Raw genomic sequence first — 21653 nt, 5'->3', positions numbered from 1 at the left:
GTCCCCGCTCCTATTCCGCCGCCAGCTTGGCGTTCTCGCCCGCCAGATAGTCGGGCACCGCCTTCCAGAAGTACTTGGTGAAGCCCCGCCGTTCGTCCTGCGCCTTGATGCGGAACATCATCCGCATTGGCGCGCCAACCTCCACGTAGCCCGCCTCGACGTCCACGAACTCGACCGTCATCCGGCCGCCCTCCTCAAACTCGATGGCGCCGTACCAGCACGGCGGATCGGGCGAATAGGTCAGGCTGTCTGCGGTGTAGGTCACGATCCGCGCCCGCCGCTCGGCCAAGGGATAGTCTTCCTGGGTGTTCTGCGCCCGGTCGTTCTGGGCCACGCTGATGGGACTCCTCGGGAACTGGATGGTCCCGGTCCTGGTGCAGCGGCCGCCGACCAAAGCCATCACCGCCTTGCGGCTGCGGTTCAGCGCAGTGAGCGCCGTCTTCTGGTCGAACTCGGCGCGCATGCCGCGCTCGACGTTCAGGTGGCCGGCCAGCGTTAGGTACTTCACATAGTTGGCGTCCGACTTCCTGCGGGCCAGCCACCCCAAGACGCCGAGGCCGCGGACGGCCGGCTCACCTGTGGCGCGGAACACCAGCACGTCGCAGCCTTGGCCGAAGCCGGCCACCACCAGAATTTCCCCCGCCTTGGCCGTCTCCAGCGCGTGGGCCAGCAGCACCAGCGGCGCAGCCGTGCCGGCGTCGCCCAGCTGGGCCTGCAACGGATCGGCCACCTTCTCCGGCGCGATCCCAGAGGCCTTCGCCACCGCCTCGTTCACGCCCTTCATGGGCGCTCCCATCAGGAACCGGTCGACGTCGGCGGCGCTCAGACCCGTCTTCGCGAGCGCGCCGTTCACGGCCTTGGGCGCGATCTTCGCGTAGCCCTCCTCGCGGACCCAGCGGGCTTCCCAGTTGTAGTCGAACGCGCTGTCGGAGGCCCTGAAGTGGTCCACGAAGTCGATGGAAATGCTGTGACCGCCCAGGAACTCGGCGGCGACCGCGCCCTCGCCCACTAGGAACGCGGCTGCCGCATCGCCCGTAGTGAGTTCGAGCTCCGAAGCCGGCTGCGCAGGACGCTTCTCGGCCGCCAGGCACAGCACGTCGCCCGCCCCGCCCCTCGCGGCGTAGAGCGCATCCAGCAGGGCCGAGGTCGCAGCGCGCTGGCTGCCGCCAACGTCCATGGCCGCGACCTCGTCGGCGAGGTTGAGGGCTTCCTTGGCGATGCCTGCGTTCTGGCGGTCGGCATTGGGATGGCTGGTCGAGGCCAAAACGACCCTCGCCACGCGCGCCCGATCGACGCCGGTCAGACAGTCACGAGCCGCCTCCACGGACATGGTGATCGCGTCCTCGTCCCAGCTGGCGATCGCCCGCTCGCCCTTGGCCAGCCCCTTGAGGCCCGGCGCGAACCAGGCGTGGGCGTCGGCGATCGCCTGCCGCTGGAGGCGAAGACGGGGGACGTAGGCGCCCGCCGCGATGATGCCGACCATGCTTTCGTCTCCTCCTTAAAGTGCGCGCGCCAGAGAGGTGAAATCCTGCGCTTCGCTCAGCGCCCAGTCACCCAGCTTCGCCGCCCACCAGGCTTCGCCGCCGTGGCTGAGGGACAGCGCCCGCAGGCGTCGCGTGTAGTGGTGCAGCACGAACTCGTCCGACACGCCGATCGCGCCGTGTACGGCGTGTGCAATGGCCGAGCCCCTGACGGCCGCCTGATTACAGCGGATCTTGGCGGCGGCGGCGCGGTGTTCGGACACCTCGGCGGGCGCACCGACGAAGGCGGCCTGGGCGGCGATGCGAGCGGCGATGACCTCCTGGGCCAGCACCGCGATCTGGTGCTGGATCGCCTGGAACTTGCCGATCTCGCGGCCGAACTGCCTTCGGGTCAACGCATAATCTACGGTGAGCGCCTGAACGGCCTCCAGCGCCCCGGCCATCTCGCCGGCCGCCAGGGTCGCGGCCAGCGCGCGCGGGACGGGATCGGCCAGGCGCTTTGCCATGGCGTCCAGCACGTTGGGCGCCCGGGCCCTCGCACCGACGACCAGCGCCAGCGGAAAGACCTCCTCCAGCGACGCCTCCGCCAGCAGGTCGAGGAAGCCGGATTCCTGGAGCGTCGGCCAAGGATCGTCGGGCGGCAGACCGTCCAGCAGGCGGGCGAACTGTTCGGAGATCAGGTCATCGCTCATCGCCTCACCTCAGGCCCAAGCCGCGGGCGATGATGCCGCGCAAGATCTCGCGGGTGCCGCCGCGCAAGGAGAAGGTCGGGCACATGCCGCCGAGGTACTCGACGGTCGCCAGAAGCTCGGCTGGGACCACCCCGTCGGCCTCGCCAGCCAGATGATCGGCGATCAGCGTCGGGATTGATTGTTCGAAGCCGGTGCCCAGGTCCTTAACGACCGAGGCCTCCACCACCGGACTCTTGCCGGCCGCCAGCATGGCGGTGACCGACAGCGACATGTTCCTGAGCGCCGAGAGCTCTGCCAACAGCCGGCCGGCCAGCACGCGCTCCGCGTCGGTGAGGTTCCCGCGGCCGCGGAGATAGTCGAGCCAAGCGTCGACCAGCACGGTCGAGGAATAGATCCGCTCCGGCCCCGAGCGCTCGAAGGCCAGTTCGGCGTTCACCTGCTCCCAGCCCGCGCCTTCCTGACCCAGCAGCGCATCCTCCGGCAGGATCGCGTCGTCGAAGTGGACCTCCGAGAAGTGCTCATCGCCGGCGAGGTCGCGGATCGGCCGCGCCGTGACGCCCGGCGCCTTCAGGTCGATCAGGAACTGCGACAGGCCGTTGTTGCGATCCTCGGGCGCGCCGCTTGTGCGCACCAGGGCGATCATGAAGTGGGCCTTGTGGCCGTAGGTCGTCCAGATCTTCGTGCCCGACAGCTTCCAGCCGCCATCGACCCTGTCAGCGCGACTCCGCACGCTGGCGAGGTCCGAGCCTGAATTCGGCTCGCTCATGCCGATGCAGAAGAACGCCTCGCCCCGGCAAACCGCGGGAACGATCCGCCGCTTCTGCTCCTCCGTGCCGTAGCGCAGGATCAGCGGCGCGCTCTGGCGCTCGGCGATCCAGTGCGCGGCCACCGGAGCTCCGGCCGCCAGCAGTTCCTCGATCAGCACGAAGCGCGCGAAGGGGCTGCGCGCCTGGCCGCCGTAGTCCTGCGGCAGAGTCAGGCCGACCCAGCCCTTCTCGGCCAAGGCCTTGGTGAAGTCGGCGTCGTAGCCCATCCAGGTGCGGGCGCGCCTCGCGGCTGACACGGCGGCCAGCCGCTCGGCCAGAAATGCGCGCACGGGCTCCCGCAGGGCCTCGTCCTCGGGCGGTATGGCGGCCAAGTTGAGAGTCTCGAGCATGCCGAGCGATCCTAGTTGGGCCGCCGCTGCGTCAACCAACTAAGGTCTCGGGCATGAGTCTTCCGACGCTGCCGCTCGACGGCGTGAGAGTGCTGGACCTGGGCGCCGTGCTGATGGCGCCCTACGCCGCCCAGTGGCTCGCCGACTTCGGGGCCGAGGTGATCAAGGTGGAGCCGCCCGCCGGTGACACGACGCGCCGCATAGGCCCGCGCGCCGAGCCCAACATGGCCTCGGTGTTCCTCGCCGCCAACCGCAACAAGAAGAGCGTCGTCCTCGACCTCAAGACGCAGGCTGGCCGCGAGGCGTTGCTGGCCCTGGCCAACACCGTCGACGTGCTGATGCACAACAACCGTCCGCAGAAGATGCGGGCGTTGGGTCTCGATCCTGAGACGCTACGGGTGCGCAATCCACGCCTGATCTACGCCACCCTGCACGGCTTCGGCGAAAGCGGCCCCTACGGGGGGCGGCCCGCCTATGACGACATCATCCAGGGCATGTCGGGCCTGGCCGACCTGCAGGGCCAGCGGACGGGCGCGCCGGCCTACCTGCCCACCGCCGCGGCCGACAAGACGGCGGGCATGGTCGGCGCGATCGCCATCCTCTCGGCCGTGGTGAAGCAGCAGCGGACCGGCGAAGGCTGCTACCTCGAAGTGCCGATGTTCGAGAGCCTGGTGGCCTACACCGCCGTCGAGCACCTCTACGGGCGCCACTTCGATCCGCCGAAGGGCCCGGCCAGCTATCCGCGCGTGATGACGCCCGAGCGGCGTCCGTTCGCCACGGCGGATGGCTACATCTGCGCCCTGCCCTACACCGACCAGCACTGGAAGAGCTTCTTCGAGGCGGGCGGCCGGCCCGAACTGGCGGCCGATCCGCGGTTCGACGGCATCGCGGCGCGCACCGACAACATCGGCGCGCTGTACGCCATCGTCGGCGAGATCCTCGTCACCAGGACCACCGCCGAATGGACCGACATCCTGGAGCGGCTGGAGGTGCCGAACGCGCCGGTGAAGAGCCTCGACGACCTCATCGTAGACCCGCACCTGCAGGCCGTGGGGTTGTTCGACACGCGCGAGCAGCCGGACGGCACGACGCTGAGGATGACTGGGGTGCCCGTGCTGATCGACGGCGAGCGACCGCCTGTGCGGATGCCGCCCCGGCTGGGCGAGCACACGCGAGAAATCCTGCTTGCCGCGGGGCTCTCCCCGCAGCAGGTCGAAGCCCTAACCTGACCGCCGGGCGGTCGCAGACAGAGATCGGGAGACGAGACGTGGGCGTTCTGAGCGGAAAGGTGGTGCTGGTCACCGGCGGCGCGGGCGGCATCGGCAAGGAGTGCGCCCTGCTCGCCGCCAAGGAGGGCGCGAAGGTCGTGGTCAACGACCTCGGCGGCGGCGTCTCGGGTGGCGACCTGGGCGACGCGGGCCCGGCCGAGCAGACGGCCCAGGAGATCCGCGCCGCGGGCGGCGAGGCCGTCTCCAACTCGGACAGCGTGGCGGACATGGCCGGCGCGCGGCGCATGTTCGAACAGGCGATGGACAGCTTCGGCGGCCTGCATGCCGTGGTGAACCCGGCCGGCATCCTGCGGGACAAGATGTTCCACAAGATGGACGAGGCCGACTGGGACGCGGTGATCCAGGTCCACCTGCGCGGCGCGTTCAACGTCACCCGGGCAACCGTGGAGCACTTCCGCAACCAGGAGGACGGCTCGTACGTCCACTTCACCTCGACTTCGGGCCTGATCGGCAACATCGGCCAGGCCAACTACGCCGCCGCCAAGCTGGGCGTGATGGGCCTCTCGCGCATCGTCGCCATGGAAGGGGCGGCCAAGAACGTGCGGTCCAACATCATCGCGCCGTTCGCTTGGACGCGGATGATCGCCACCATTCCGGTGAAGGACGAGGCCTCGGCCCAACGGGTCGAGCGGATGAAGAACTTCATGCGCGCGGACCAGGTCGCCCAGCTGGCGGTCGCCCTGGCGGCTTCGAACGTGAACGGCCAGATCTTCGCCGCCCGCGGCAACGAGGTGGTGCTGTTCAACCAGCCGCGTCCGGTGAAATCGGTCACCAAGGTCGAGGGCTGGTCGCCGGCCGACCTGATCGCCCAGGGCTTCCCGGCGATGCAGGCGAGCTTCACCGACCTTGGCGCCACCGCATCGGTCTTTCCCTACGACCCTGTCTGAGGCCTCCGCCTGCGGCGGCGACCCCAGAGCGGGTAGTTCGCCGCGGCGCATGGCGGGTCGACTCCTGTTACGGCCAAGCCATGATTGCGCGCGACCCACGTCCGCTCGCCAGCCCACCGCCGGCGGTGGACGAGGCGACGCGGCGTCGGCTGATCAACCGGGCCAGCGTCGCCTACCTGCTCGACGTCGTGATAATCGCCCGCGATGGGCGCCACCCTCTGGACGCCCTGCTGGTCAGCACGATCACTCAGGCCAATGTCGCCCAGATCAGTGCGCGCGCCGACCTGCAGGTCGAACTCGCGACCGCGGACGCCGCTCCGACGGACGAGATGCGCCGGCCCGTGAGCATCAATGCGCTGGCGACCTCACTGCGCCTACCCTTCGAGACTCTTCGCCGGCGCATCCACGGTCTGAAACGCGAGGGACTGTGCCGCATCGTGGCGGCGGGCGTGACCGTGCCCACTGAGATCTTTGTCTCCGAACGCTACCTGCGGCAGGCCTTCCTTGCCTATGAGCGACTCCGCGCCTTCCACGCCACGCTCGACGCCCTCGGCGCCCCTGAACGACCTGCCAGCGCCTACTGCGGAGCACCGCGTCGACTTCGTGCCGCTGCGCGCCGTGGCGCGGCTTGCAACGGACTACGTGCTGCGCGCCATGGACGTGGCCGAGGCCGAGTTCGGCGACCTGATCTCGGCCCTGCTGCTCCTGGAGGTCGTCCGCAGCAACACCGAGCATCTCGGCGACGGCGTTGAGCCACCCGAGATGCAGGATGAGCACGGCTTCGTCCTCGACGCGCACCGCCAGCCCGTCCGGGTCAGCCACCTAGCTGACCGTGTGGGCCTGCCGCGCGAGACCGTCCGCCGACACCTTCAGGCGCTGCGGGACCACGGCTGGGTCGAGCGCGTTGGCTGGGGCGTCGTGGCGAAGGCCGAGCAGCTTCGCGCGCCGCGCGTGATCCGGTTCACCCATGGGAACGGAATGCACCTCCGCCGCATGTTCGCCGCCCTCTCCCAATTGGGCGTTCTCGCGATCTGGAACGGCCTGCGAAGCTAGAGACGTACGGCCTGATGCATCCGTTCGCCGAACATGTTGGACCATTGTTCGGGCGTCAGCTTTGCGGACTTCTGCAGGTACTTTTCAGGGACAGCTTTCTCCGCGTCGCGGCCGCGGATCACCGCCGGCCGTTCGGCGATCTTGGCGAACCAACGATGGACGTTCGGATACTGCTGCTGGATGTCGATGCTGAGCGTGCCGGCGGCCGAACGGCCCGGCCACACAGCGATGTCGGCGATCGAGTATTCGTCACCCGCCAGGTACTCCACCTCACCGAGCCGGCGCTCCAGCACCTGCATCAGCCGGTCGAGCTCCTTTGTGTAGCGCTCGATGGCGTAGGGGATCTTCTCGGGCGCGTAGCGGACGAAGTGCGCCGCCTGTCCCCCCCATTGGACCCAGACCCGCCACCTGCCAGGTCAGCCACTGGATGGCGACGCTGCGCTGGCGCGGATCCTTCGGCAGCAGTTGGCCGGTCTTCTCGGCGAGGTACTGGAGGATGGCGCCGGACTCGAAGACCGCGTGCGGCCCGCCGCCAAAGGGCGGATCGTGGTCCACGATCGCCGGCAGCTTATGGTTGGGGTTGATCCGTCCGAACTCGGGCGTGTGCTGGTCGCCCTCGAAGATGTCGTAGCTGATGATCCGGTACGGGAGTCCGACCTCTTCCAGCGCGATGCTGATCTTCTGGCCGTTGGGGGTCGCCACGAAGTGGAGGTCGATCATGGAGGCTCCTCGATCTCTCGAACCGTCAACTTAGTTGCGCTTCCCCAGCGTCAGGAACGGAGCTTCGAATGGCGCCGGTTTCCAGCCGCGCTTCGATGCGCTATGGCTGACGCCGCCCTGTTCGTAGGACTCACCCACGCCATGCGCAGCCTGCGCCTGACCGCGACGATGATGATTACCACCGCCCATAACGGACGGGGGCGATCCCGCGCGGCCTGACGAACCGCCCAAGATCGCAGTTTCAGCAACCCCGCTCCGGCCAGGACGCGGGGTTTTTCAATGGCTTTCGCGCCCGGCCGGGGTCTTCCAGTAAGAAGGACCCGACCCGTGACCGAACCGCTCCAGCGCCTCGCCGAAGCCGCCGAACGCTTCGCCGCTCGCCTGCCCGGCGCCGCAGCCAACCGCATCGAGGCGCGCCTGGACAGCCGCCACGGCATGCCTGCCCTCTGCGCCGTCGAAGGCGTCTTCGCCCGCCTGCTGCCGGCCGGCACCGCCAAGGAGTTGGTCTGGCTGACCCGCACGCCGGAGGCCCGCGGCGACCGCCTCCAGCTTCGCGCCTATGGCGATGACAACGCTCTCCTTGCCGAGGAGGTCTTCGAGATGGCGGCCGGCGATGCGTAGGGTCGACATCTACGTCCTGCAGCTCGCGCCTGAGCCCGACGCCCTTGTGCGGGCCCTGACAGTGGTGGCGCGGCTGCCCGGCGGGGTGCTCAGTCTCGCGCATGTAGCGGCCTCCACCCGGCTAGAAATGTGCGGGCTCACGCCCGAGTTCGCCGACCTCCTGGCCGAGCGGCTGCGCGCCCTGCCCTGTGTGAACGGGCTCCATTACCTCCCGGGTCATGGACCGGCCGCCGAAGCGCTGGATAAGGTTGCATCATGACGAGGGCGACAAAGCCGGTGGGCGAGCACATCCGCGACTGGCGGCAGCGCCGGCGTATGAGCCAGCTCGACCTGGCGCTCGAAGCCGACATCTCGACCCGACACCTCAGCTTCATGGAGACTGGCCGCGCGATGCCAAGCCGGGAGATGGTGTTGCACCTCGCCGACCACTTGGAGATCCCACTGCGCGAGCGCAACGTCATTCTGGTGGCGGCGGGCTTTGCCCCGGTGTTCGCAGAGCGCGGCCTGGATGATCCCGAATTCGCCGCCGCCAGAAAGGCGGTGGACCTGATCCTGAAGGGTCACGAGCCATATCCGGCCCTGGTGGTGGATCTGCGCTGGAACCTGGTGGCGGCGAATGCCGCGGTGGCGCCCTATTGGAGGGCGTGGATCCCGAGTTGCTGTCCGGACCGGTGAACGTCGTGCGGCTGGCGCTGCACCCGAGAGGTTTGGCCGCTCGCACCGCGAACTTGGCCGAGTGGCGCGACCACATGCTGGAGCGCTTGCGGCGACAGGCCGACCTCACGGCCGATCCCGGCCTCATTGCTCTCATAGAGGAGGTTAAGGGCTATCCGGTCCCGCCCGCCGCCGACCGCCGTCCGGAGGACTACGGCCAGGTCGCAGTCCCCTACCAGTTGCTGCAGGGCGAAAGCTGGCTTTCCTTCTACGCCACCACCACGGTATTCGGCACGGCCGTGGACATCACCCTTTCCGAGTTGACCCTCGAGACCTTCTTCCCAGCCGATTCGGCGACCGCCGAGATCCTGGCCCAGGCGCATGCCGCCCGGTCGCGCGCAGCCGCCGCATGACCGACGCCGTCTTCGAAGTCACCGGCGCGCCGCCGAAGGCGATCGCGCGCGCCACCAAATGGTCCGCCGGGCCCTGGCATCCGCAGCTGCAGCATGGTGGGGCGCCGTCGGCGCTGATCGCCTGGGCCGCGGAACAGGTGGAGACGCCGGTCCCGATGCAGGTCTCGCGCCTTACCATCGACCTGCTGCGGCCGGTTCCGGTGGCGGAGCTTGCGGTGGAGACCCAGGTGCTGCGTCAGGGTCGCAAGATCCAGTTGGTGGAGGTCCGGCTGAGCGCCGGCGGCGTTGAGGTCACGCGCGGCACGGTCTTGAAGATCCGCACGCAGCCCCTGGGCCTTGGCGGCGTCCACCTTCCCCCGTTGGACGAGCCGCTGCCCGAGGCCGCGCCGCTGGCGGAGGGTCGGCTCACCGACCGTGAGAACAACTTCGGCGGCAACTTCCACATCGCCACCGTCCACGGCGGCTTCGGCCGGCACGGCCCCGCCGCCTGCTGGTTCCGTCAGCACCGGCCGACCATCCTGGGCCAGACCATCTCGCCGGCCATGCGGGCGGCCTCGGTGGCCGACTTCTCGAACGGCATCTCGTCGGTCGTGCCCTTCGATGACTGGACCTTTATCAACGGCGACCTGACCGTCAGCTTCGCCCGCCTGCCGCGCGGCGAGTGGATCCTGTCGAAGGCTGAGAGTTGGTTGTCGCCGGATGGCGCGGGTCTGGCGATGACTAGGCTGGCCGACGTTCACGGCTATTTCGGCATCGCCCAGCAGAGCCTGGTGGTGGAGCGGCGGTAGCTAGAGTGCGACGCAGGCTTCTTGCGTGACCACGACGGCCTCCTGGTGGAACCGGGCCCTGTGGGCCGCGCGAACAGCTGCGAGCCGTTCCTGTCCGTCGCGTTTCGCCGGGAGCACAATCAGCACCACCTTTCGCGCTTCTCGGATCAGCCGGTTCTCCGCGCCGCGCCACTGTCCCCCGCCCTCAAGGATGGTGACGCCGTCCGGGAAGCGCGGGGTCACCTCCTGGTCCACGAACCTGCGGATGTCGGCCTCGCCCACCGCCGCCGCGCCAAACGGTCCGCCCAGGAACAGCTGCGCCGTTCGCATGTGCTCCTGACCGGCGGGGCACGACGGGGCCTCGACCGTGGCGCAACCCGCCACCGCCAGCACCGCGATCATGCCCCCGAGGCCCCTCATCCGCCCAGCAGCTCCCGTCCGATCAGGAAGCGCCGGATCTCGTTCGTGCCGGCGCCAATGTCGTACAGCTTCGCGTCCCGAAGGAATCGCTCGACCGGATACTCCTTCGTATAGCCTGCGCCGCCCAGGGCCTGGATCGCCTCCAGCGAGACCTTAACGGCGTTCTCGCTGGCCATCAGGATGGCGCCGGCGGCGTCGAAGCGTGTCGTCATCCCCGCGTCGCAGGCCCTCGCCACCGCATAGACGTAAGCCCGCGCCGAGTTCAGAGCGACATACATGTCGGCGATTTTCCCCCTGCATCAGCTGGAACGAACCGATCGGCTTGCCGAACTGCTTGCGCTCCCGGACGTAGGGCAGGACGACGTCCATGCACGCTTGCATGATGCCCAGCGGACCGGCCGAGAGCACCGCGCGTTCGTAGTCGAGGCCGCTCATCAGTACGCCGACGCCGCCGTTCAGCGGTCCCATGACGTTCTCTTCCGGCACCTCGCAGTCCTCGAACACCAGTTCGCCGGTGTCGGAGCCACGCATGCCCATCTTGTCGAGCTTCTGGGAGACGCGGAATCCCTTGAAGCCCTTCTCGATGATGAAGGCGGTGATGCCGCGGCTGTCGGCGCCCGGATCGGTCTTGGCGTAGACGATCAGTGTGTCGGCGTGCGGCGCATTGGTAATCCAGAATTTCGTGCCGTTCAGGACGTATCGGTCGCCCTTCTTCTCGGCCTTCAGCTTCATGGAGACCACATCCGACCCCGAGCCCGCCTCGCTCATGGCCAGTGAGCCCACATGTTCGCCTGAGATCAGCCTTGGCAGGTACCGGCGCTTCTGCTCGTCCGAGCCCCAGCGGCGGAGCTGGTTCACGCAGAGGTTGGAGTGGGCGCCGTAGCTCAGACCGACCGAGGCTGAGGCGCGGGAGACTTCCTCCATAGCCACCACGTGCTCGAGGTAGCCGAGGCCGAGGCCGCCGAACTCCTCCTCGACGGTGATGCCATGCAGGCCGAGCTCGCCCATCTGGGGCCACAGCTGGCGGGGGAATTCATTGGTCTGGTCGATCTCGGCGGCGAGCGGCGCGATCTTATCGGCGGAGAACCGGGCCGTAGTCTCGCGGATCATGTCCGCGGACTCGCCGAGGCCGAATTCGAGGTTGGGTCCGTGGTTCGGGATCATGGCGATGCGTTAGCACGCGTCGCCGAGGCGCGTCAGCGTCTAGTCGCGCTCGGACATGCGGCCGAGCCGCTCGAGGAGTCGGAAGACTGCGACCACGAAGAAGCCGACGCCGGCCACGCCTGCGGCCCAGGCGACCAGCAACGGGGCCGCCACGCCGCCCACAGCCGCGCCGGCGCGAGCGTTCAGCCCCCAGAACAGGCCGAAGCCAAAGAATGCCAAGCCCAGCAACGCCAGCACCAGGTCGGTGGTAAGACCGCCATCGGCTTTGCGGCGCGGCAGGGGCGTCACCCGGGCCGGGATGAACTCATGAACCGCGGTGTCGTCGATGAGGATGCGCGGCTGCGCCGCTTCGACCGGCTCGACGACGAGCTGGGCGTCATTGGCGGGTTCCGGGGCCTCGAACGCCTCGGACGGCTCTTCCGGCGGCTCCAGCGCGCTTTCCGGGGTGATCGGTGGCGCAAAGTCGGCCTGGGGGCGAAGTTCAGCCGCCGGCTCCGTTTCGGGCTCAGCTTCCGGCGAGAGCGGGACCTCGGCCGAGGGCTCAGGTTGGACCTGCTGTTGCGACGTCGGCTCGCGAGGCGTCGCGGGCTCGGGATCGCCTTCCGGGAAGATGGCCTGCAGACGGTTGGCGACCGCTTCGGCCGCCGCGCGCAGCGTTTCGCCCGGCGCCTCGTCTTCGACCGGCGGGGGCACGGGTTGAGGGTCACCGTCGCGGCTGACCTCAATCGTGTCGCCCTTCAGCGAGGTGACGAGCTCGGTCGGACGTTCGGCCGGGACGATCTCGCGAACGTCGAGGTCTACGAGCGGGTGGAGCAGTGGCGACGGCGCGGGAACCCAAAGATCGCCTTCCGGCGTCAGAAAGAGAGCCTTCTCGGCCGCGCGCCGGCGAACGAGCGCATCCAGCACGATGCGGCGGCCCTCGAACTCCACCTTGCGCCATAGTTCCATGGCGCAAGCCGCCTGCAGGGTTTCGCCGGCGTTGAGGCGCGCCAGGACCTGCGAGGTACGGAAGGCATCCGTCCCCAGATTGAAGGCGAAGCTGACCAGGGCATCGAACTGGTTCTGGGTGAGCGGCGCGAAGACGTTCTCGTTCACCAGGTGGGCGACCGCGATCAGGTCGTAGATCAGCAGGGCCTCAGCGTCGTCCACCGACACCTCGGCGCCCTCACGGGCCGTCAGGGTGTGGCCATAGCCGATCGTCCAGCGCCCGTCGGGCAGCCGGGCGGCCTTGCGGCGACAGCCTTCGAACCGCTTGATCAGTTCGATGGCGTTCCGGGAAACGCGGTAGCGCGGGCGCATGACCTGGCGAAATTGACCCAAAATAGCACGGACAGAGGGAGCCCGTGGCCACCCGCCGCAACTGTCACGCCAGTTACAGCAAAATGAGGGCGGCGAGTCCCAGGAAGGCGAAGAAGCCTGTGAAATCCGTTACGAAGGTGACGAAGACCGAAGAAGAAACGGCCGGGTCCCGGCCCATGCGCTCCAGGGCGAGAGGCACGACGGCCCCGGCCAATCCGGCGACGAAGAGCGTGATGATCATCGAAAGCCCGAACGCTACGCTGAGCCGCAGGTCGTGGAACATCAGGTAGGTGGCCGCGCCCGTGAGCACGGCGAGAACCGTCCCGTTCGCAAGTCCGACGGCCATTTCCCGCCCGACGGTCCGGATCGCGTTGAATGCCGACAGCTCGCGGCTGGCGAGCGCCCGGACGGCGACGGCAAGGGTCTGGGTGCCGGCGTTCCCGCCCAGGGCTGATACGATGGGCGTCAGGGCAGCCAATATCGCCAGCTTCTGGATCTGTGCTTCGAAGGCCCCGATCACACTGGCCGCCAGAGCGGCGGTCACGGTGTTCACCAGCAGCCACGGCAAGCGTGAGCGGACGATGCCCCAGACGCCGGCGTCCCGGCCGGCGTCGGACACGCCCGCGAGGGCCAGGATATCCTCTTCGCCCTCCTCCTGGATGACCCCTACGATGTCGTCGACGGTGATCTGGCCCACCAGACGCCCGCCTGGCTCGACCACCGGCGCAGAGATGAGGTGGTACTTGTCGAAGATGTAGGCGACCTCCTCCTGGTCCATGTCGACCGGGATTTCCGTCACGGGCTCCATGATCTGCGCCAGAGGGACGCCGCGCGCCGAGCGCAGAAGCTGGCTCACGGGGACGGCGCCTACGGGCTTGTAGCTCGGGTCGACCACATAAACGTCGAAGAACAGCTCGGGCAGATCGTCGACCTCTTTGCGGAAATGGTCGATCGCCTGGCCGACGGTCCAGAACTGCGGCGCCGCCACCACCTCCCGCTGCATCAGGCGGCCGGCCGTCTCATCCTCGTACGCGAGCGTCGCCTCGATGGTCGCCCGCTCGATCTCCGGCATCGCGGCCAGCACCTGGGCGCGCTTATCCGCCTCCAGGTCGTCGACGACGTCGGCGGCATCGTCCGACTCCATCTCGCCGATCGCCTTGGCGAGGGTCGCCGAAGGAACGTGCTCCAGCACCTCCTCCCGGATCTCCGTGTCCAGCTCGGAGAGGATCTCGGCCAGCGTTTCGGGATCGAGGTGCGGGACCAGTTCCTCCCGGGCGTCCGCGGACAGGAACCCCATCAGATCGGCGACGTCCGCCGGATGCAGCGCGCCCAGCAACTCGCGCAGGCGCTCCGCGTCGCCGCGGTCCAGTGCGTCCACCACGTCTGAGACGAACTCGGGATTGAGGGCGTAGTCCTCGCCTAGGGCCAGGTCTTCGAGATCTTCCTCAGCCTCGATCGGCAGCTTCCGGTCCAGCTCGGTGAGGTCGTCCGTTTCACGGCTCATGCGGACCTCCTGGCTGTGATGCGGACGGACTGGCTCGTGCCTCGTTGAAAACCCTGATTCAGGGGGTGCGGTCGAGGGCCCCGCTAGGCCAAGGCTTCGCAGGACATCCTTCTTAGCAGTCAAACATCACGTCTAGTCCTGCGGAGCCCCGAAAGGCGAAGCAGGATGGTGCGGTCGAGAAGACTCGAACTTCCACGGGTTGCCCCACAGCGACCTCAACGCTGCGCGTCTACCAATTCCGCCACGACCGCTCGTGGTGAGGCGCGGCAGGTAGCAAACGCTGGATGCTTTGTGAAGGCCTGCCTTGTGCGCCGCTTAGACGCCGCCCGCCATGTAGTCGTAGACGTTGGCCTCGCGCGTGACGGCGATCGCGATCTTGTCCTCCGCGATCTGGATCTCGCCGCGCGCGACCGGATGGTTGTTGGCGAGGATCCAGACTTCCTCGTTCACCGTCGCGTCGAGGGGAATCACCGCACCACGGCCCATGCGCAGCAATTGGGCCATCGGCAGCGTGGCCCGTCCCAGTACGACCTGGATCTCGACGTTGACGGCGTTGACCTGAGACACGAGAGGGACTCTCCGAAAACGAACTGAGGCTTTGCGAGAGGCGGGCCGGCCCCCCACATTGCGGGAACATGCTTGACCACGCGTTAAACACGACTGCGCCGCGCTTTGACCGAACCGACGGCTTGCCTGCGGACTGGGCGGTGTCCAGGGGCTACGTGGATTATCCGCTGGCCGTAGCGGCGATGGAGTCACGTGCGGCGGCGATCGCCGACGGCTCCGCCGCCGAGCTGGTCTGGCTCCTCGAGCATCCGCCCCTCTACACCGCCGGCGTCTCCGCCAGGGCCGCCGACCTCCTGCACCCCGACCGGTTCCCCGTGTTCGAAAGCGGGCGTGGAGGCCAGTTCACCTATCATGGCCCCGGTCAACGGGTGGCTTACGTGATGCTGGATCTGACCAAGCGCGGCCGTGACGTGCGCGCCTTCGTCGCAGCCCTTGAGAGCTGGATAATCGGGGCCCTGGACGCCTTTAACGTCGCCGGCGCGGTGCGCGAGGGGCGCGTGGGCGTCTGGGTGGAGCGCAAGCAGCCAGGGGCCGACCAGGGAGGACAAGATCGCAGCGATCGGCGTGAAGCTGCGCCGCTGGGTGTCCTTCCACGGCGTATCGCTGAACGTCGAGCCGGACCTCGACCACTTCTCGGGCATCGTCCCATGCGGTCAGACGGCTTACGGCGTGACCAGTCTCGTCGACCTGGGGCTTCCGGTCACGATGGATGAGGCCGATGCGGCGCTGAAGGCGAGCTTCCGCGCCATCTTCGGCGAGGTCGTCGACGGGGCGGCTCCGATCTAGACCGGCGCAAGCGGGCGGAGCGGATTGGCGCCGTACCGGTTGGCGCCTGGCTCCCCTGGCATCACCGCCAGCTCGACCACCGCCCAAAGCAGGACCAGGAAGAACGCGAAGTCGAGGAAGTTCGCTGGGTGCGGCCAGCACGCCGCGATGGACAGCAGGATCAGCGCCGCCCACCAACCGGAGCGTCCACGGTCATGCAGCCGCTTCGACAGCACACAGGCGCCGCAATAGATCAGCGCCGGATAGATCAGCCAGCCCGTCAGCAGCCGGGGCAGCATGTCCTCGACCAGCGCCTCGTAGAGCGCGGCGAGACCGAGGAGGACCACGGCCGCGACCACCGAAGGCAGCCGCGAGGCCCGGCCGTTCGCCGAAAGGAAGAGCTCCGAAAAGCCCAGCTGGCCGTCCATGGCGCCCCCGCCCGATTCTGAGATCAGGCGAACTCTACCAGAACCTCGTCGGCCGCGACGCTGTCCCCGGATTTGGCGTTCACGGCTTTGACCGTGCCATCGCGCTCGGCGCGGATGATGTTCTGCATCTTCATCGCCTCGAGCACGGCCACGACCTCGCCGGTCTTGACCTCCTGTCCAGCAGCAACGTCGATCGAGACGACCAAGCCCGGCATCGGGGACAGCACCATCTTGGAGGTATCGGCGGCCTTCTTGGGCGGCAGCTTCTCGTGCAGCTCGGCCGAGCGCGGGGTCAGCACCAGAACGTGGGCCTGCGCGGCCCGGTGTCGGATGACGAAGCCCTCCGCCGCCGGCCTGACCGTCACGGTGAAAGGCTTGCCGTCCAGTCTGGCCCGGAAGAGCGCCTGGCCCGGGCGCCACTGGACGTCGGTGAGCTTGTGCGAACGTCCCTCGCCTTCGACCACCAGAACCTCACCCTCGACGGACACGCGAACCGCGCGCTTCTCGTGGCCGATGACCTCGATCCACTCGTTGCGCAGTTGGTCGGGCGCTGAGCGCGCCAGCAGGGTGCGGTGCATGGAGAGCGCCACGGCGCCCATGATGTCTCGCTGCAGGTCGGTCGGCGGCAGGCCTTGGAAGCCGTCGGGGAACTCGTCCTTGATGTAGTTGGTGCTGAGCTTGCCGGACTGGAACCGGGGCTGGTCCATGACGGCGGCCAGGAACGGTATGTTCTGGCCCAGCCCCTCGATATGGAAGTCCTCCAGCGCCCGGCCCATGGCGTCGATTGCCGCCTCGCGCGTCTTCGCCCAGGTCGACAGCTTGGAGATCATCGGGTCGTAGAACATCGAGATCTCGTCGCCCTCACGGACGCCGGCGTCGTTGCGGACCCTGGCTTGGCCAGCGTCGCCTTCCACAGGCGGCTCGTAGCGCACGAGGCGGCCGATGGACGGCAGGAAGCCGCGGTACGGGTCCTCGGCGTAGATGCGACTCTCGATGGCCCAGCCGTCGATCTTCAGGTCCTTCTGCGCGAAGGCCAGCTTCTCGCCGGCCGCCGAGCGGATCATCTGTTCGACCAGGTCGACCCCGGTGATCATCTCCGTCACCGGATGCTCCACCTGAAGGCGGGTGTTCATCTCCAGGAAGAAGAAGCTGCGGTCCTGGCCGGCGACGAACTCGACCGTGCCCGCGCTGTCGTAATCAACGGCCCTGGCGAGCGCGACGGCTTGGTCGCCCATGGCCCTGCGGGTCTTTTTCGTCGAGCAGCGGGCTGGGCGCTTCCTCGATGACCTTCTGGTTGCGGCGCTGGATCGAGCACTCGCGCTCGAACAGGTGGACGACATTGCCATGCTTGTCGCCCAGCACCTGGATCTCAACGTGGCGCGGGCTCTCGATGAACTTCTCGATGAAGATCCGGTCGTCGCCGAAGCTGGCCTTGGCCTCTGCACGGACAGCCGGGAAGCCCTCCTCGACGTCCTTGCGGTTCCAGGCGACGCGGATGCCCTTGCCCCCGCCGCCGGCGGAGGCCTTGATCATCACCGGGTAGCCGATCTCCTCCGAGATCTTGATGGCATGGGCGGTGTCGTCGATCTCGCCGACATGACCAGGGACGGTCGAGACGCCGGCCTTGGCGGCGAACTTCTTCGACTCGATCTTGTCGCCCATGGCCTCGATCGCCTTGGGGTTCGGGCCGATGAAGACGATGCTCTCGGAGGCGAGCCGGCGGGCGAAACTGGCGTTCTCGGACAGGAAGCCAAAGCCGGGGTGCACCGCCTCGGCGCCGGTCCGGCGCACGGCCTCGACGATCTTGTCCTGCAGGAGATAGCTCTGGGCTGCCGGCGGGGGACCGATGAAGACCGCCTCGTCCGCCATTTCCACGGCCATCGAGTCGGCGTCGGCCTCGGAGTAGACGACCACCGTCTTGATGCCGAGTCGGCGGCAGGTCTTGATGATCCGGACGGCGATCTCGCCCCGGTTCGCGATCAGGATCTTCGAAAACATTCCGTCCCTTACGCCCACAGTCCTTAAAGGCGACCCGCGCGGCGCATTCCCGCCTTCGCGTCTTTCACTTGCGAAGCGGCGACCTTAGATTGGCGTCCATGAGCACGCCAGCGGTCTCCCCTTCCGGTTTCGACCTCTCGCCGCCTGACGCAGAGGAACGCAAGCGACTCGAAGCCGGGCTCACCCGGGAAGAGGCTGAGGTCCTCCTGCACCACGGCACGGAGGCCCCATTCTGCGGCGGCCTGCTCGATCAGAAGGACGACGGCGTCTATTGCTGCCGCCTGTGCGCCCTGCCGCTGTTCCGGCACCAGACCAAGTTCGAGAGCGGCACCGGTTGGCCCTCGTTCTGGGCGCCGTTCGACGAGACCCACGTGCGGGGCGTCCGCGACACCTCCTACGGCATGGTCCGCATCGAGACCCTGTGCGCCCGCTGCGGCAGCCACCAGGGCCACGTCTTCCCCGACGGCCCGCCCCCCGACCAGCCTGCGCTACTGCATCAACTCCGTCTCGCTCGAGTTCGTGGCCACCGGTCAGCCGCTGCGCGACCCGATGCATCGCGGCGACAATGCCGCCCTGCTGGCCACGCTCGGCGACTAGCCGGAGCGGAGGCTGGACCGCCAAGTGCGCAGGGTCGACGTCGGCCTGGTCCGCCAACTGCTGCAAGCGCAGTTCCCCGCCTGGGCCGACCTGCCGTTGACGCCGATCCGCCACGGCGGAACGGACAACGCGATCTTCCGGCTTGGGGATCACTTGGCCGCGCGCCTCCCGCGCGTCGGGTGGGCGGCCGGGCAGGCCGAGAAGGAGCACGCCTGGCTGCCGCGGCTCGCGCCCCACCTGCCCCTCCCGGTCCCCACACCGCTGGGGCTCGGTCAGCCGGCCGAGGGCTATCCGTGGCGGTGGACGGTCTCTCGCTGGATCGACGGCGAGCCCTTGCCGCCCGTGCTGCTGGACGACGCGGTCGTCGCCAACGACTTGGCGGCGTTCATCGCTGCCCTGCAGGGGATCGATACGGCCGGTGGCCCGGAGCCCGGTCCGCACAACTTCTATCGCGGTGTCCCGCTTCGGCAGCGGGACAGGGTCACGCGCGAATCCATCGCCGAGGCGGCGGATGAACTCGACGTCGAGATCGTCACGGCGGCTTGGGCCGAACTGGCGAGCGCGCCGGAGCATGAAGGGCCGCCGGTGTGGCTGCACGGCGATCTGCACGAAGGCAACATCCTGGCTCTCGACGGGCGGCTCTCCGCCGTCATCGACTTCGGCGGGCTTGGCCTCGGGGATCCCGCCTGCGACCTAGCTGTCGCCTGGATGATCTTCGACGCGCGCACGCGCGAGCGCTTCCGGCGCGCAGCGTGCGCGGACGACGCCGTCTGGACCCGCGCACGCGCCTGGGCGCTCTCGATCAGTCTGGTGCAGATCCCGTTCTATCGCGCCAGTCATCCCGAAATCGCCCAGCTGTCGCGGCGAACGCTGAGAGAGGCTCTGGCCGATCGGTAGCTGTGGATGGTGCTGCGCCTGCGACGATCCGCGCTGCAAGCTTGGCAGTTCGCGTGGCGTTATCGTTCCGGAACTGCAGCCGGACACCGCCATGAAGCTCACCGTCGACCAAGCCCGCGCCCATGCCGACGAGGTGCGCGAGACGAGCGCCACCATCCTCAAAGGGCTGATCCCCGTTGAGACCATCGACGCCTGGAACGCCGCCTTCGGGCCGTTGCTGGCAGCTGCTGTGCGCCGTGAGGGCGACAATCCCAACCGCGGCGCGCACCGCTACTACGTCACCCTGCCGTTCCAGGATCTGTGGGCTGATCCAGCCATCGTCGACAACGACGCGATCATGGCCGTGGTCGAGGCGCTGGTCGGCGCCGACGGCGTCATGTGCCAGCTGGCCAGCGACACGCCGCTGCTTGGCTCCGAGCACCAGGACCTGCACCGCGACACCCAGCTGCTGTTCCCGGAGAGCGGCGCCGAGACCCCGCCTTACCAGCTGGCGGTGAACTTCCCGCTGGTGGACGTCACCGACGCCAACGGGCCGATGGAATACGCACCGGGCACCCACATGCTCTCGAAGGAGGAGGGCATGGCCAAGGTCGCCAGCGGCGAAACCCCGTTGGTAAAGGCCTACATGGACCGGGGCGATGTCATGATCCGCGACGTGCGCCACATCCACCGCGGCACGCCCAACCGCACGGGCGCGCCGCGGCCGATGGTGGTGATCGGCTATTCCCGCCGTTGGCTCCACCGGCCGGAGGTCAGCATCCGCGTCCCGGCCGAGGTGTTGGTGGCGCTGCCGGAGCGCGCCCGGCGGTGGCTGCGCCACAACCCGGTCTTCGAGACGAAGGCCGAGGCGGCGCAGCCGGAAGAGACCTATCGGGCCTTCGCCTACTAGGCGGCTTAGGTTCGGCGCGTGGTCGACCGGGTCGCCGCGGCATCGTCAGCCGGCTTGGTCCCGCCGTTGGCGTTCGCGTCCCCGGCGTCCTTGCGCATCTGGGCCTCGAGCACGCTGTCGCCGTAGCCGCTGGCCGGGCTGGTGAAGAAAGAGCCCTGGTCGATGCGCAAGTTGTTCTGCACGTGGCGCACACCCGGGATGTCCTCGACGCAGCGTTCCGCGCGGTGCTTGGCCTCGCGGTTCTCCACGGTCCCGGAAAGCGTCACCTCACCGCCCGAGACCGAGACGTTGATGTTGGAGGCGTCGAGCCAGGAATCGTCCGTCAGACGCTGGTGGGCATCATCGCTGATCCGCTCGTCCGACCGCTTGTAATCCTTCGGGCCCCGCCCGCGGTGGCCGCGGTCGTCGCTCCATCGCGCCTCGCGACTGTAGTCCGAGCTGTAGCGCTGGCCGCCGCGATCGTCTTGGCCGCGCTCGCCGGATAGGTCGCGACGGACCTCGTCGACCGCCTCCCCGAGCCAACTCTTGGCCCGCTGCAGGAACCCGCCGCCCGTCCCGCGGCCACGGTCGCTACGGTCGTCGCCCCGCTGCCAGTCACGGACACCCTGCCGCTCGTCGCCACGGCCGCCGTCGCCATAGCCGCGCTCGAAGTCGTAGCCGCCGGTTCCGCCGGAAGCCGGCCGCTGCATCTCGCGCGCGTAGCGACGCTCCAAGTCGCGGTCTGCGTCGTAGCCGTGCGGAACGTCGCCGTATTCGCGACCGCCCTGGCCGTACTCGTGACGATAGATCGGCTGTCGTTGATCGTCGCCGTAGAACCGGCCGCCGTGCGTGTAGTCCTGGCTTTCGAAGCGCATGCCGCGGCGGCGCTCGAGGTCGTACTCACCGTTCTCGTAGGCGGGGCTCACGCCCTGGTAGTCGCGGTCCTGCCACTCGGGCCGCCCCCTCGCCGCCGCGGTGGTCTCGGCCACCGCCGGCGCCGCGGCCGTAGCTCTGGCCGCCGCGATAGGACCCGCCGGCCCCGTAGGCTCCACCGCCGGACCGCACGTTCGACCGGTTGTACTCCGCGCCGGTGTCCCGCTCGCCGAACACTCGATCTCGGTCGCGGCCCTCGAATCGCGCGGCATAACGGTCGCGGCTCGAGCGGTAGCTGCTTTCGTACCCGTCGCGGCCGCTGAAGCCAGCCTCCGCGCCATAGCCGCCCGTCGGGCCGCCGCGCTCGTCGCCGAAGCTGCGGTCTTCCTGCCATAGGCGGCCCTGGCGCGGGTCGGACCGCTGCTCGTCGCCGCCCCGGCCATAGGCCTCGTTGCGCCAGTTGCGCTCACGCCGTTCGCGATCCTCGTTCCACCGGTCGGGCATGGGGAATCCTCCTGTTCTGCAGGCATTGGGCTTCCT

At 68.6% G+C, this 21653-nt stretch carries 20 protein-coding genes, 1 tRNA gene and 5 pseudogenes; 11 read left to right on the top strand and 15 right to left on the bottom strand.

Translation table 11 applies throughout. The annotated features are described in order from the left end of the window. Positions 1–10 precede the first annotated feature (10 nt). Genes LRS10_RS15390 through LRS10_RS15380 form a run of 3 tightly spaced genes read right to left on the bottom strand, consistent with a single transcriptional unit; the run spans position 11 to position 3329 of the window. Positions 11–1483 carry a hydroxymethylglutaryl-CoA synthase family protein gene (locus LRS10_RS15390; protein ID WP_257838041.1) on the bottom strand — a complete coding sequence of 491 codons (1473 nt, stop codon included), beginning with the start codon at positions 1481–1483 and terminating at the stop codon, positions 11–13. A gap of 15 nt (positions 1484–1498) precedes the next feature. Beyond that, positions 1499–2173, bottom strand: a complete 675-nt coding sequence (locus tag LRS10_RS15385) for an acyl-CoA dehydrogenase family protein (protein WP_257838040.1) — start codon at positions 2171–2173, stop codon at positions 1499–1501. A 4-nt stretch (positions 2174–2177) separates the two neighbouring features. Continuing rightward, positions 2178–3329 (bottom strand): acyl-CoA dehydrogenase family protein, encoded by a 1152-nt coding sequence (locus tag LRS10_RS15380; RefSeq protein ID WP_257838039.1) that lies wholly within the window; start codon positions 3327–3329, stop codon positions 2178–2180. Positions 3330–3382: 53 nt separating this feature from the next. Here LRS10_RS15380 and LRS10_RS15375 point away from each other — a divergent pair, with 53 nt between their 5' ends. From LRS10_RS15375 to LRS10_RS15365, 3 genes are all read left to right on the top strand, one after another. Further along, on the top strand, positions 3383–4558 hold the full coding sequence (locus tag LRS10_RS15375) for a CaiB/BaiF CoA-transferase family protein (protein ID WP_257838038.1): 1176 nt from the start codon (positions 3383–3385) through the stop codon (positions 4556–4558). 38 nt (positions 4559–4596) lie between these two features. Further along, positions 4597–5505, top strand: coding sequence for an SDR family NAD(P)-dependent oxidoreductase (locus tag LRS10_RS15370; protein WP_257838037.1), 909 nt, complete (start codon positions 4597–4599; stop codon positions 5503–5505). Positions 5506–6015: 510 nt separating this feature from the next. Further along, the gene (locus LRS10_RS15365) at positions 6016–6558 is read left to right on the top strand and encodes a helix-turn-helix domain-containing protein (protein WP_257838036.1); all 543 of its coding nucleotides are present in this window, start codon (positions 6016–6018) and stop codon (positions 6556–6558) included. On the opposite strand, the gene LRS10_RS15360 is transcribed toward LRS10_RS15365, so the two are convergent. Together LRS10_RS15360 and LRS10_RS15355 are read right to left on the bottom strand one after the other, a co-directional pair. Beyond that, positions 6555–6857 carry a glutathione binding-like protein gene (locus LRS10_RS15360; RefSeq protein WP_257838035.1) on the bottom strand — a complete coding sequence of 101 codons (303 nt, stop codon included), beginning with the start codon at positions 6855–6857 and terminating at the stop codon, positions 6555–6557. The genes LRS10_RS15365 and LRS10_RS15360 overlap by 4 nt on opposite strands. Then, positions 6829–7278, bottom strand: coding sequence for a glutathione S-transferase N-terminal domain-containing protein (locus LRS10_RS15355; protein ID WP_257838034.1), 450 nt, complete (start codon positions 7276–7278; stop codon positions 6829–6831). Before LRS10_RS15355 ends, LRS10_RS15360 begins: the two co-directional genes overlap by 29 nt. A gap of 327 nt (positions 7279–7605) precedes the next feature. On the opposite strand from LRS10_RS15355, the gene LRS10_RS15350 reads away from it, so the two are divergent. The 4 genes and pseudogenes from LRS10_RS15350 (at position 7606) to LRS10_RS15335 (ending at position 9754) form a co-directional block, all read left to right on the top strand. After that, positions 7606–7899: a hypothetical protein gene (locus tag LRS10_RS15350; protein WP_257838033.1), complete on the top strand. Its 294-nt coding sequence runs from the start codon at positions 7606–7608 to the stop codon at positions 7897–7899. Further along, positions 7892–8158: a hypothetical protein gene (locus tag LRS10_RS15345; protein WP_257838032.1), complete on the top strand. Its 267-nt coding sequence runs from the start codon at positions 7892–7894 to the stop codon at positions 8156–8158. Before LRS10_RS15350 ends, LRS10_RS15345 begins: the two co-directional genes overlap by 8 nt. Then, positions 8155–8966, top strand: a pseudogene (locus LRS10_RS15340) (helix-turn-helix domain-containing protein). The gene LRS10_RS15345 and the pseudogene LRS10_RS15340 overlap by 4 nt, the downstream one beginning before the upstream one ends. Then, positions 8963–9754 carry a thioesterase family protein gene (locus tag LRS10_RS15335; protein WP_257838031.1) on the top strand — a complete coding sequence of 264 codons (792 nt, stop codon included), beginning with the start codon at positions 8963–8965 and terminating at the stop codon, positions 9752–9754. The pseudogene LRS10_RS15340 and the gene LRS10_RS15335 overlap by 4 nt, the downstream one beginning before the upstream one ends. Here the strand turns inward: LRS10_RS15335 and LRS10_RS15330 are convergent, their stop codons facing one another. The 6 genes and pseudogenes from LRS10_RS15330 to LRS10_RS15305 all read right to left on the bottom strand — a co-directional run bounded on the left by LRS10_RS15330 (position 9755) and on the right by LRS10_RS15305 (position 14744). Then, positions 9755–10153, bottom strand: coding sequence for a DUF3574 domain-containing protein (locus LRS10_RS15330; protein ID WP_257838030.1), 399 nt, complete (start codon positions 10151–10153; stop codon positions 9755–9757). Next, positions 10150–11317, bottom strand: a pseudogene (locus LRS10_RS15325) (isovaleryl-CoA dehydrogenase). Before LRS10_RS15325 ends, LRS10_RS15330 begins: the two are co-directional and overlap by 4 nt. Positions 11318–11356: 39 nt before the next feature. Further along, positions 11357–12616 carry a lysozyme gene (locus LRS10_RS15320; protein ID WP_257838029.1) on the bottom strand — a complete coding sequence of 420 codons (1260 nt, stop codon included), beginning with the start codon at positions 12614–12616 and terminating at the stop codon, positions 11357–11359. 73 nt (positions 12617–12689) lie between these two features. Continuing rightward, positions 12690–14120 (bottom strand): magnesium transporter, encoded by a 1431-nt coding sequence (gene mgtE, locus LRS10_RS15315; protein WP_257838028.1) that lies wholly within the window; start codon positions 14118–14120, stop codon positions 12690–12692. Between the two features lie 166 nt (positions 14121–14286). Next, a tRNA-Leu gene (locus LRS10_RS15310) sits at positions 14287–14371 on the bottom strand. Between the two features lie 64 nt (positions 14372–14435). Then, complete coding sequence (locus LRS10_RS15305) at positions 14436–14744, bottom strand: FliM/FliN family flagellar motor switch protein (protein WP_257838027.1); 309 nt, start codon at positions 14742–14744, stop codon at positions 14436–14438. Between the two features lie 11 nt (positions 14745–14755). Between LRS10_RS15305 and lipB the strand changes: the two are divergent. After that, positions 14756–15473: pseudogene (gene lipB / locus LRS10_RS15300) on the top strand (lipoyl(octanoyl) transferase LipB). Here lipB and LRS10_RS15295 read toward each other — a convergent pair. Continuing rightward, positions 15470–15880: a DUF805 domain-containing protein gene (locus LRS10_RS15295; RefSeq protein WP_257838026.1), complete on the bottom strand. Its 411-nt coding sequence runs from the start codon at positions 15878–15880 to the stop codon at positions 15470–15472. The pseudogene lipB and the gene LRS10_RS15295 overlap by 4 nt on opposite strands. A gap of 23 nt (positions 15881–15903) precedes the next feature. Continuing rightward, positions 15904–17878: pseudogene (locus LRS10_RS15290) on the bottom strand (acetyl-CoA carboxylase biotin carboxylase subunit). A gap of 98 nt (positions 17879–17976) precedes the next feature. Here LRS10_RS15290 and msrB point away from each other — a divergent pair. The 3 genes and pseudogenes from msrB (at position 17977) to LRS10_RS15275 (ending at position 20261) form a co-directional block, all read left to right on the top strand. Then, positions 17977–18475, top strand: a pseudogene (gene msrB / locus LRS10_RS15285) (peptide-methionine (R)-S-oxide reductase MsrB). 24 nt (positions 18476–18499) lie between these two features. After that, the gene (locus LRS10_RS15280; protein WP_257838025.1) at positions 18500–19372 is read left to right on the top strand and encodes an aminoglycoside phosphotransferase family protein; all 873 of its coding nucleotides are present in this window, start codon (positions 18500–18502) and stop codon (positions 19370–19372) included. A gap of 91 nt (positions 19373–19463) precedes the next feature. Next, positions 19464–20261, top strand: a complete 798-nt coding sequence (locus tag LRS10_RS15275) for a phytanoyl-CoA dioxygenase family protein (RefSeq protein WP_257838024.1) — start codon at positions 19464–19466, stop codon at positions 20259–20261. 5 nt (positions 20262–20266) lie between these two features. On the opposite strand, the gene LRS10_RS15270 is transcribed toward LRS10_RS15275, so the two are convergent. Both LRS10_RS15270 and LRS10_RS15265 read right to left on the bottom strand, forming a co-directional pair. Beyond that, positions 20267–21229 (bottom strand): BON domain-containing protein, encoded by a 963-nt coding sequence (locus tag LRS10_RS15270; RefSeq protein WP_257838023.1) that lies wholly within the window; start codon positions 21227–21229, stop codon positions 20267–20269. Then, positions 21141–21617 (bottom strand): hypothetical protein, encoded by a 477-nt coding sequence (locus tag LRS10_RS15265; RefSeq protein WP_257838022.1) that lies wholly within the window; start codon positions 21615–21617, stop codon positions 21141–21143. The genes LRS10_RS15270 and LRS10_RS15265 overlap by 89 nt, the downstream gene beginning before the upstream one ends. Positions 21618–21653 lie beyond the last annotated feature (36 nt).

Origin of the sequence: Phenylobacterium sp. J426 (assembly GCF_024699945.1) — a bacterium.
GTDB lineage: Bacteria > Pseudomonadota > Alphaproteobacteria > Caulobacterales > Caulobacteraceae > Phenylobacterium.
This window is presented reverse-complemented; position numbering and strand designations above follow the sequence as displayed.

Coding starts and splice junctions, on each gene's coding strand:
- LRS10_RS15390 (WP_257838041.1), bottom strand. CDS start 1,483: ATGGTCGGCATCATCGCGGCGGGCGCCTACGTCCCCCGTCTTCGCCTC.
- LRS10_RS15385 (WP_257838040.1), bottom strand. CDS start 2,173: ATGAGCGATGACCTGATCTCCGAACAGTTCGCCCGCCTGCTGGACGGT.
- LRS10_RS15380 (WP_257838039.1), bottom strand. CDS start 3,329: ATGCTCGAGACTCTCAACTTGGCCGCCATACCGCCCGAGGACGAGGCC.
- LRS10_RS15375 (WP_257838038.1), top strand. CDS start 3,383: ATGAGTCTTCCGACGCTGCCGCTCGACGGCGTGAGAGTGCTGGACCTG.
- LRS10_RS15365 (WP_257838036.1), top strand. CDS start 6,016: ATGAGCGACTCCGCGCCTTCCACGCCACGCTCGACGCCCTCGGCGCCC.
- LRS10_RS15360 (WP_257838035.1), bottom strand. CDS start 6,857: ATGCAGGTGCTGGAGCGCCGGCTCGGTGAGGTGGAGTACCTGGCGGGT.
- LRS10_RS15355 (WP_257838034.1), bottom strand. CDS start 7,278: ATGATCGACCTCCACTTCGTGGCGACCCCCAACGGCCAGAAGATCAGC.
- LRS10_RS15345 (WP_257838032.1), top strand. CDS start 7,892: ATGCGTAGGGTCGACATCTACGTCCTGCAGCTCGCGCCTGAGCCCGAC.
- LRS10_RS15335 (WP_257838031.1), top strand. CDS start 8,963: ATGACCGACGCCGTCTTCGAAGTCACCGGCGCGCCGCCGAAGGCGATC.
- LRS10_RS15330 (WP_257838030.1), bottom strand. CDS start 10,153: ATGAGGGGCCTCGGGGGCATGATCGCGGTGCTGGCGGTGGCGGGTTGC.
- LRS10_RS15320 (WP_257838029.1), bottom strand. CDS start 12,616: ATGCGCCCGCGCTACCGCGTTTCCCGGAACGCCATCGAACTGATCAAG.
- mgtE (WP_257838028.1), bottom strand. CDS start 14,120: ATGAGCCGTGAAACGGACGACCTCACCGAGCTGGACCGGAAGCTGCCG.
- LRS10_RS15295 (WP_257838026.1), bottom strand. CDS start 15,880: ATGGACGGCCAGCTGGGCTTTTCGGAGCTCTTCCTTTCGGCGAACGGC.
- LRS10_RS15275 (WP_257838024.1), top strand. CDS start 19,464: ATGAAGCTCACCGTCGACCAAGCCCGCGCCCATGCCGACGAGGTGCGC.
- LRS10_RS15265 (WP_257838022.1), bottom strand. CDS start 21,617: ATGCCCGACCGGTGGAACGAGGATCGCGAACGGCGTGAGCGCAACTGG.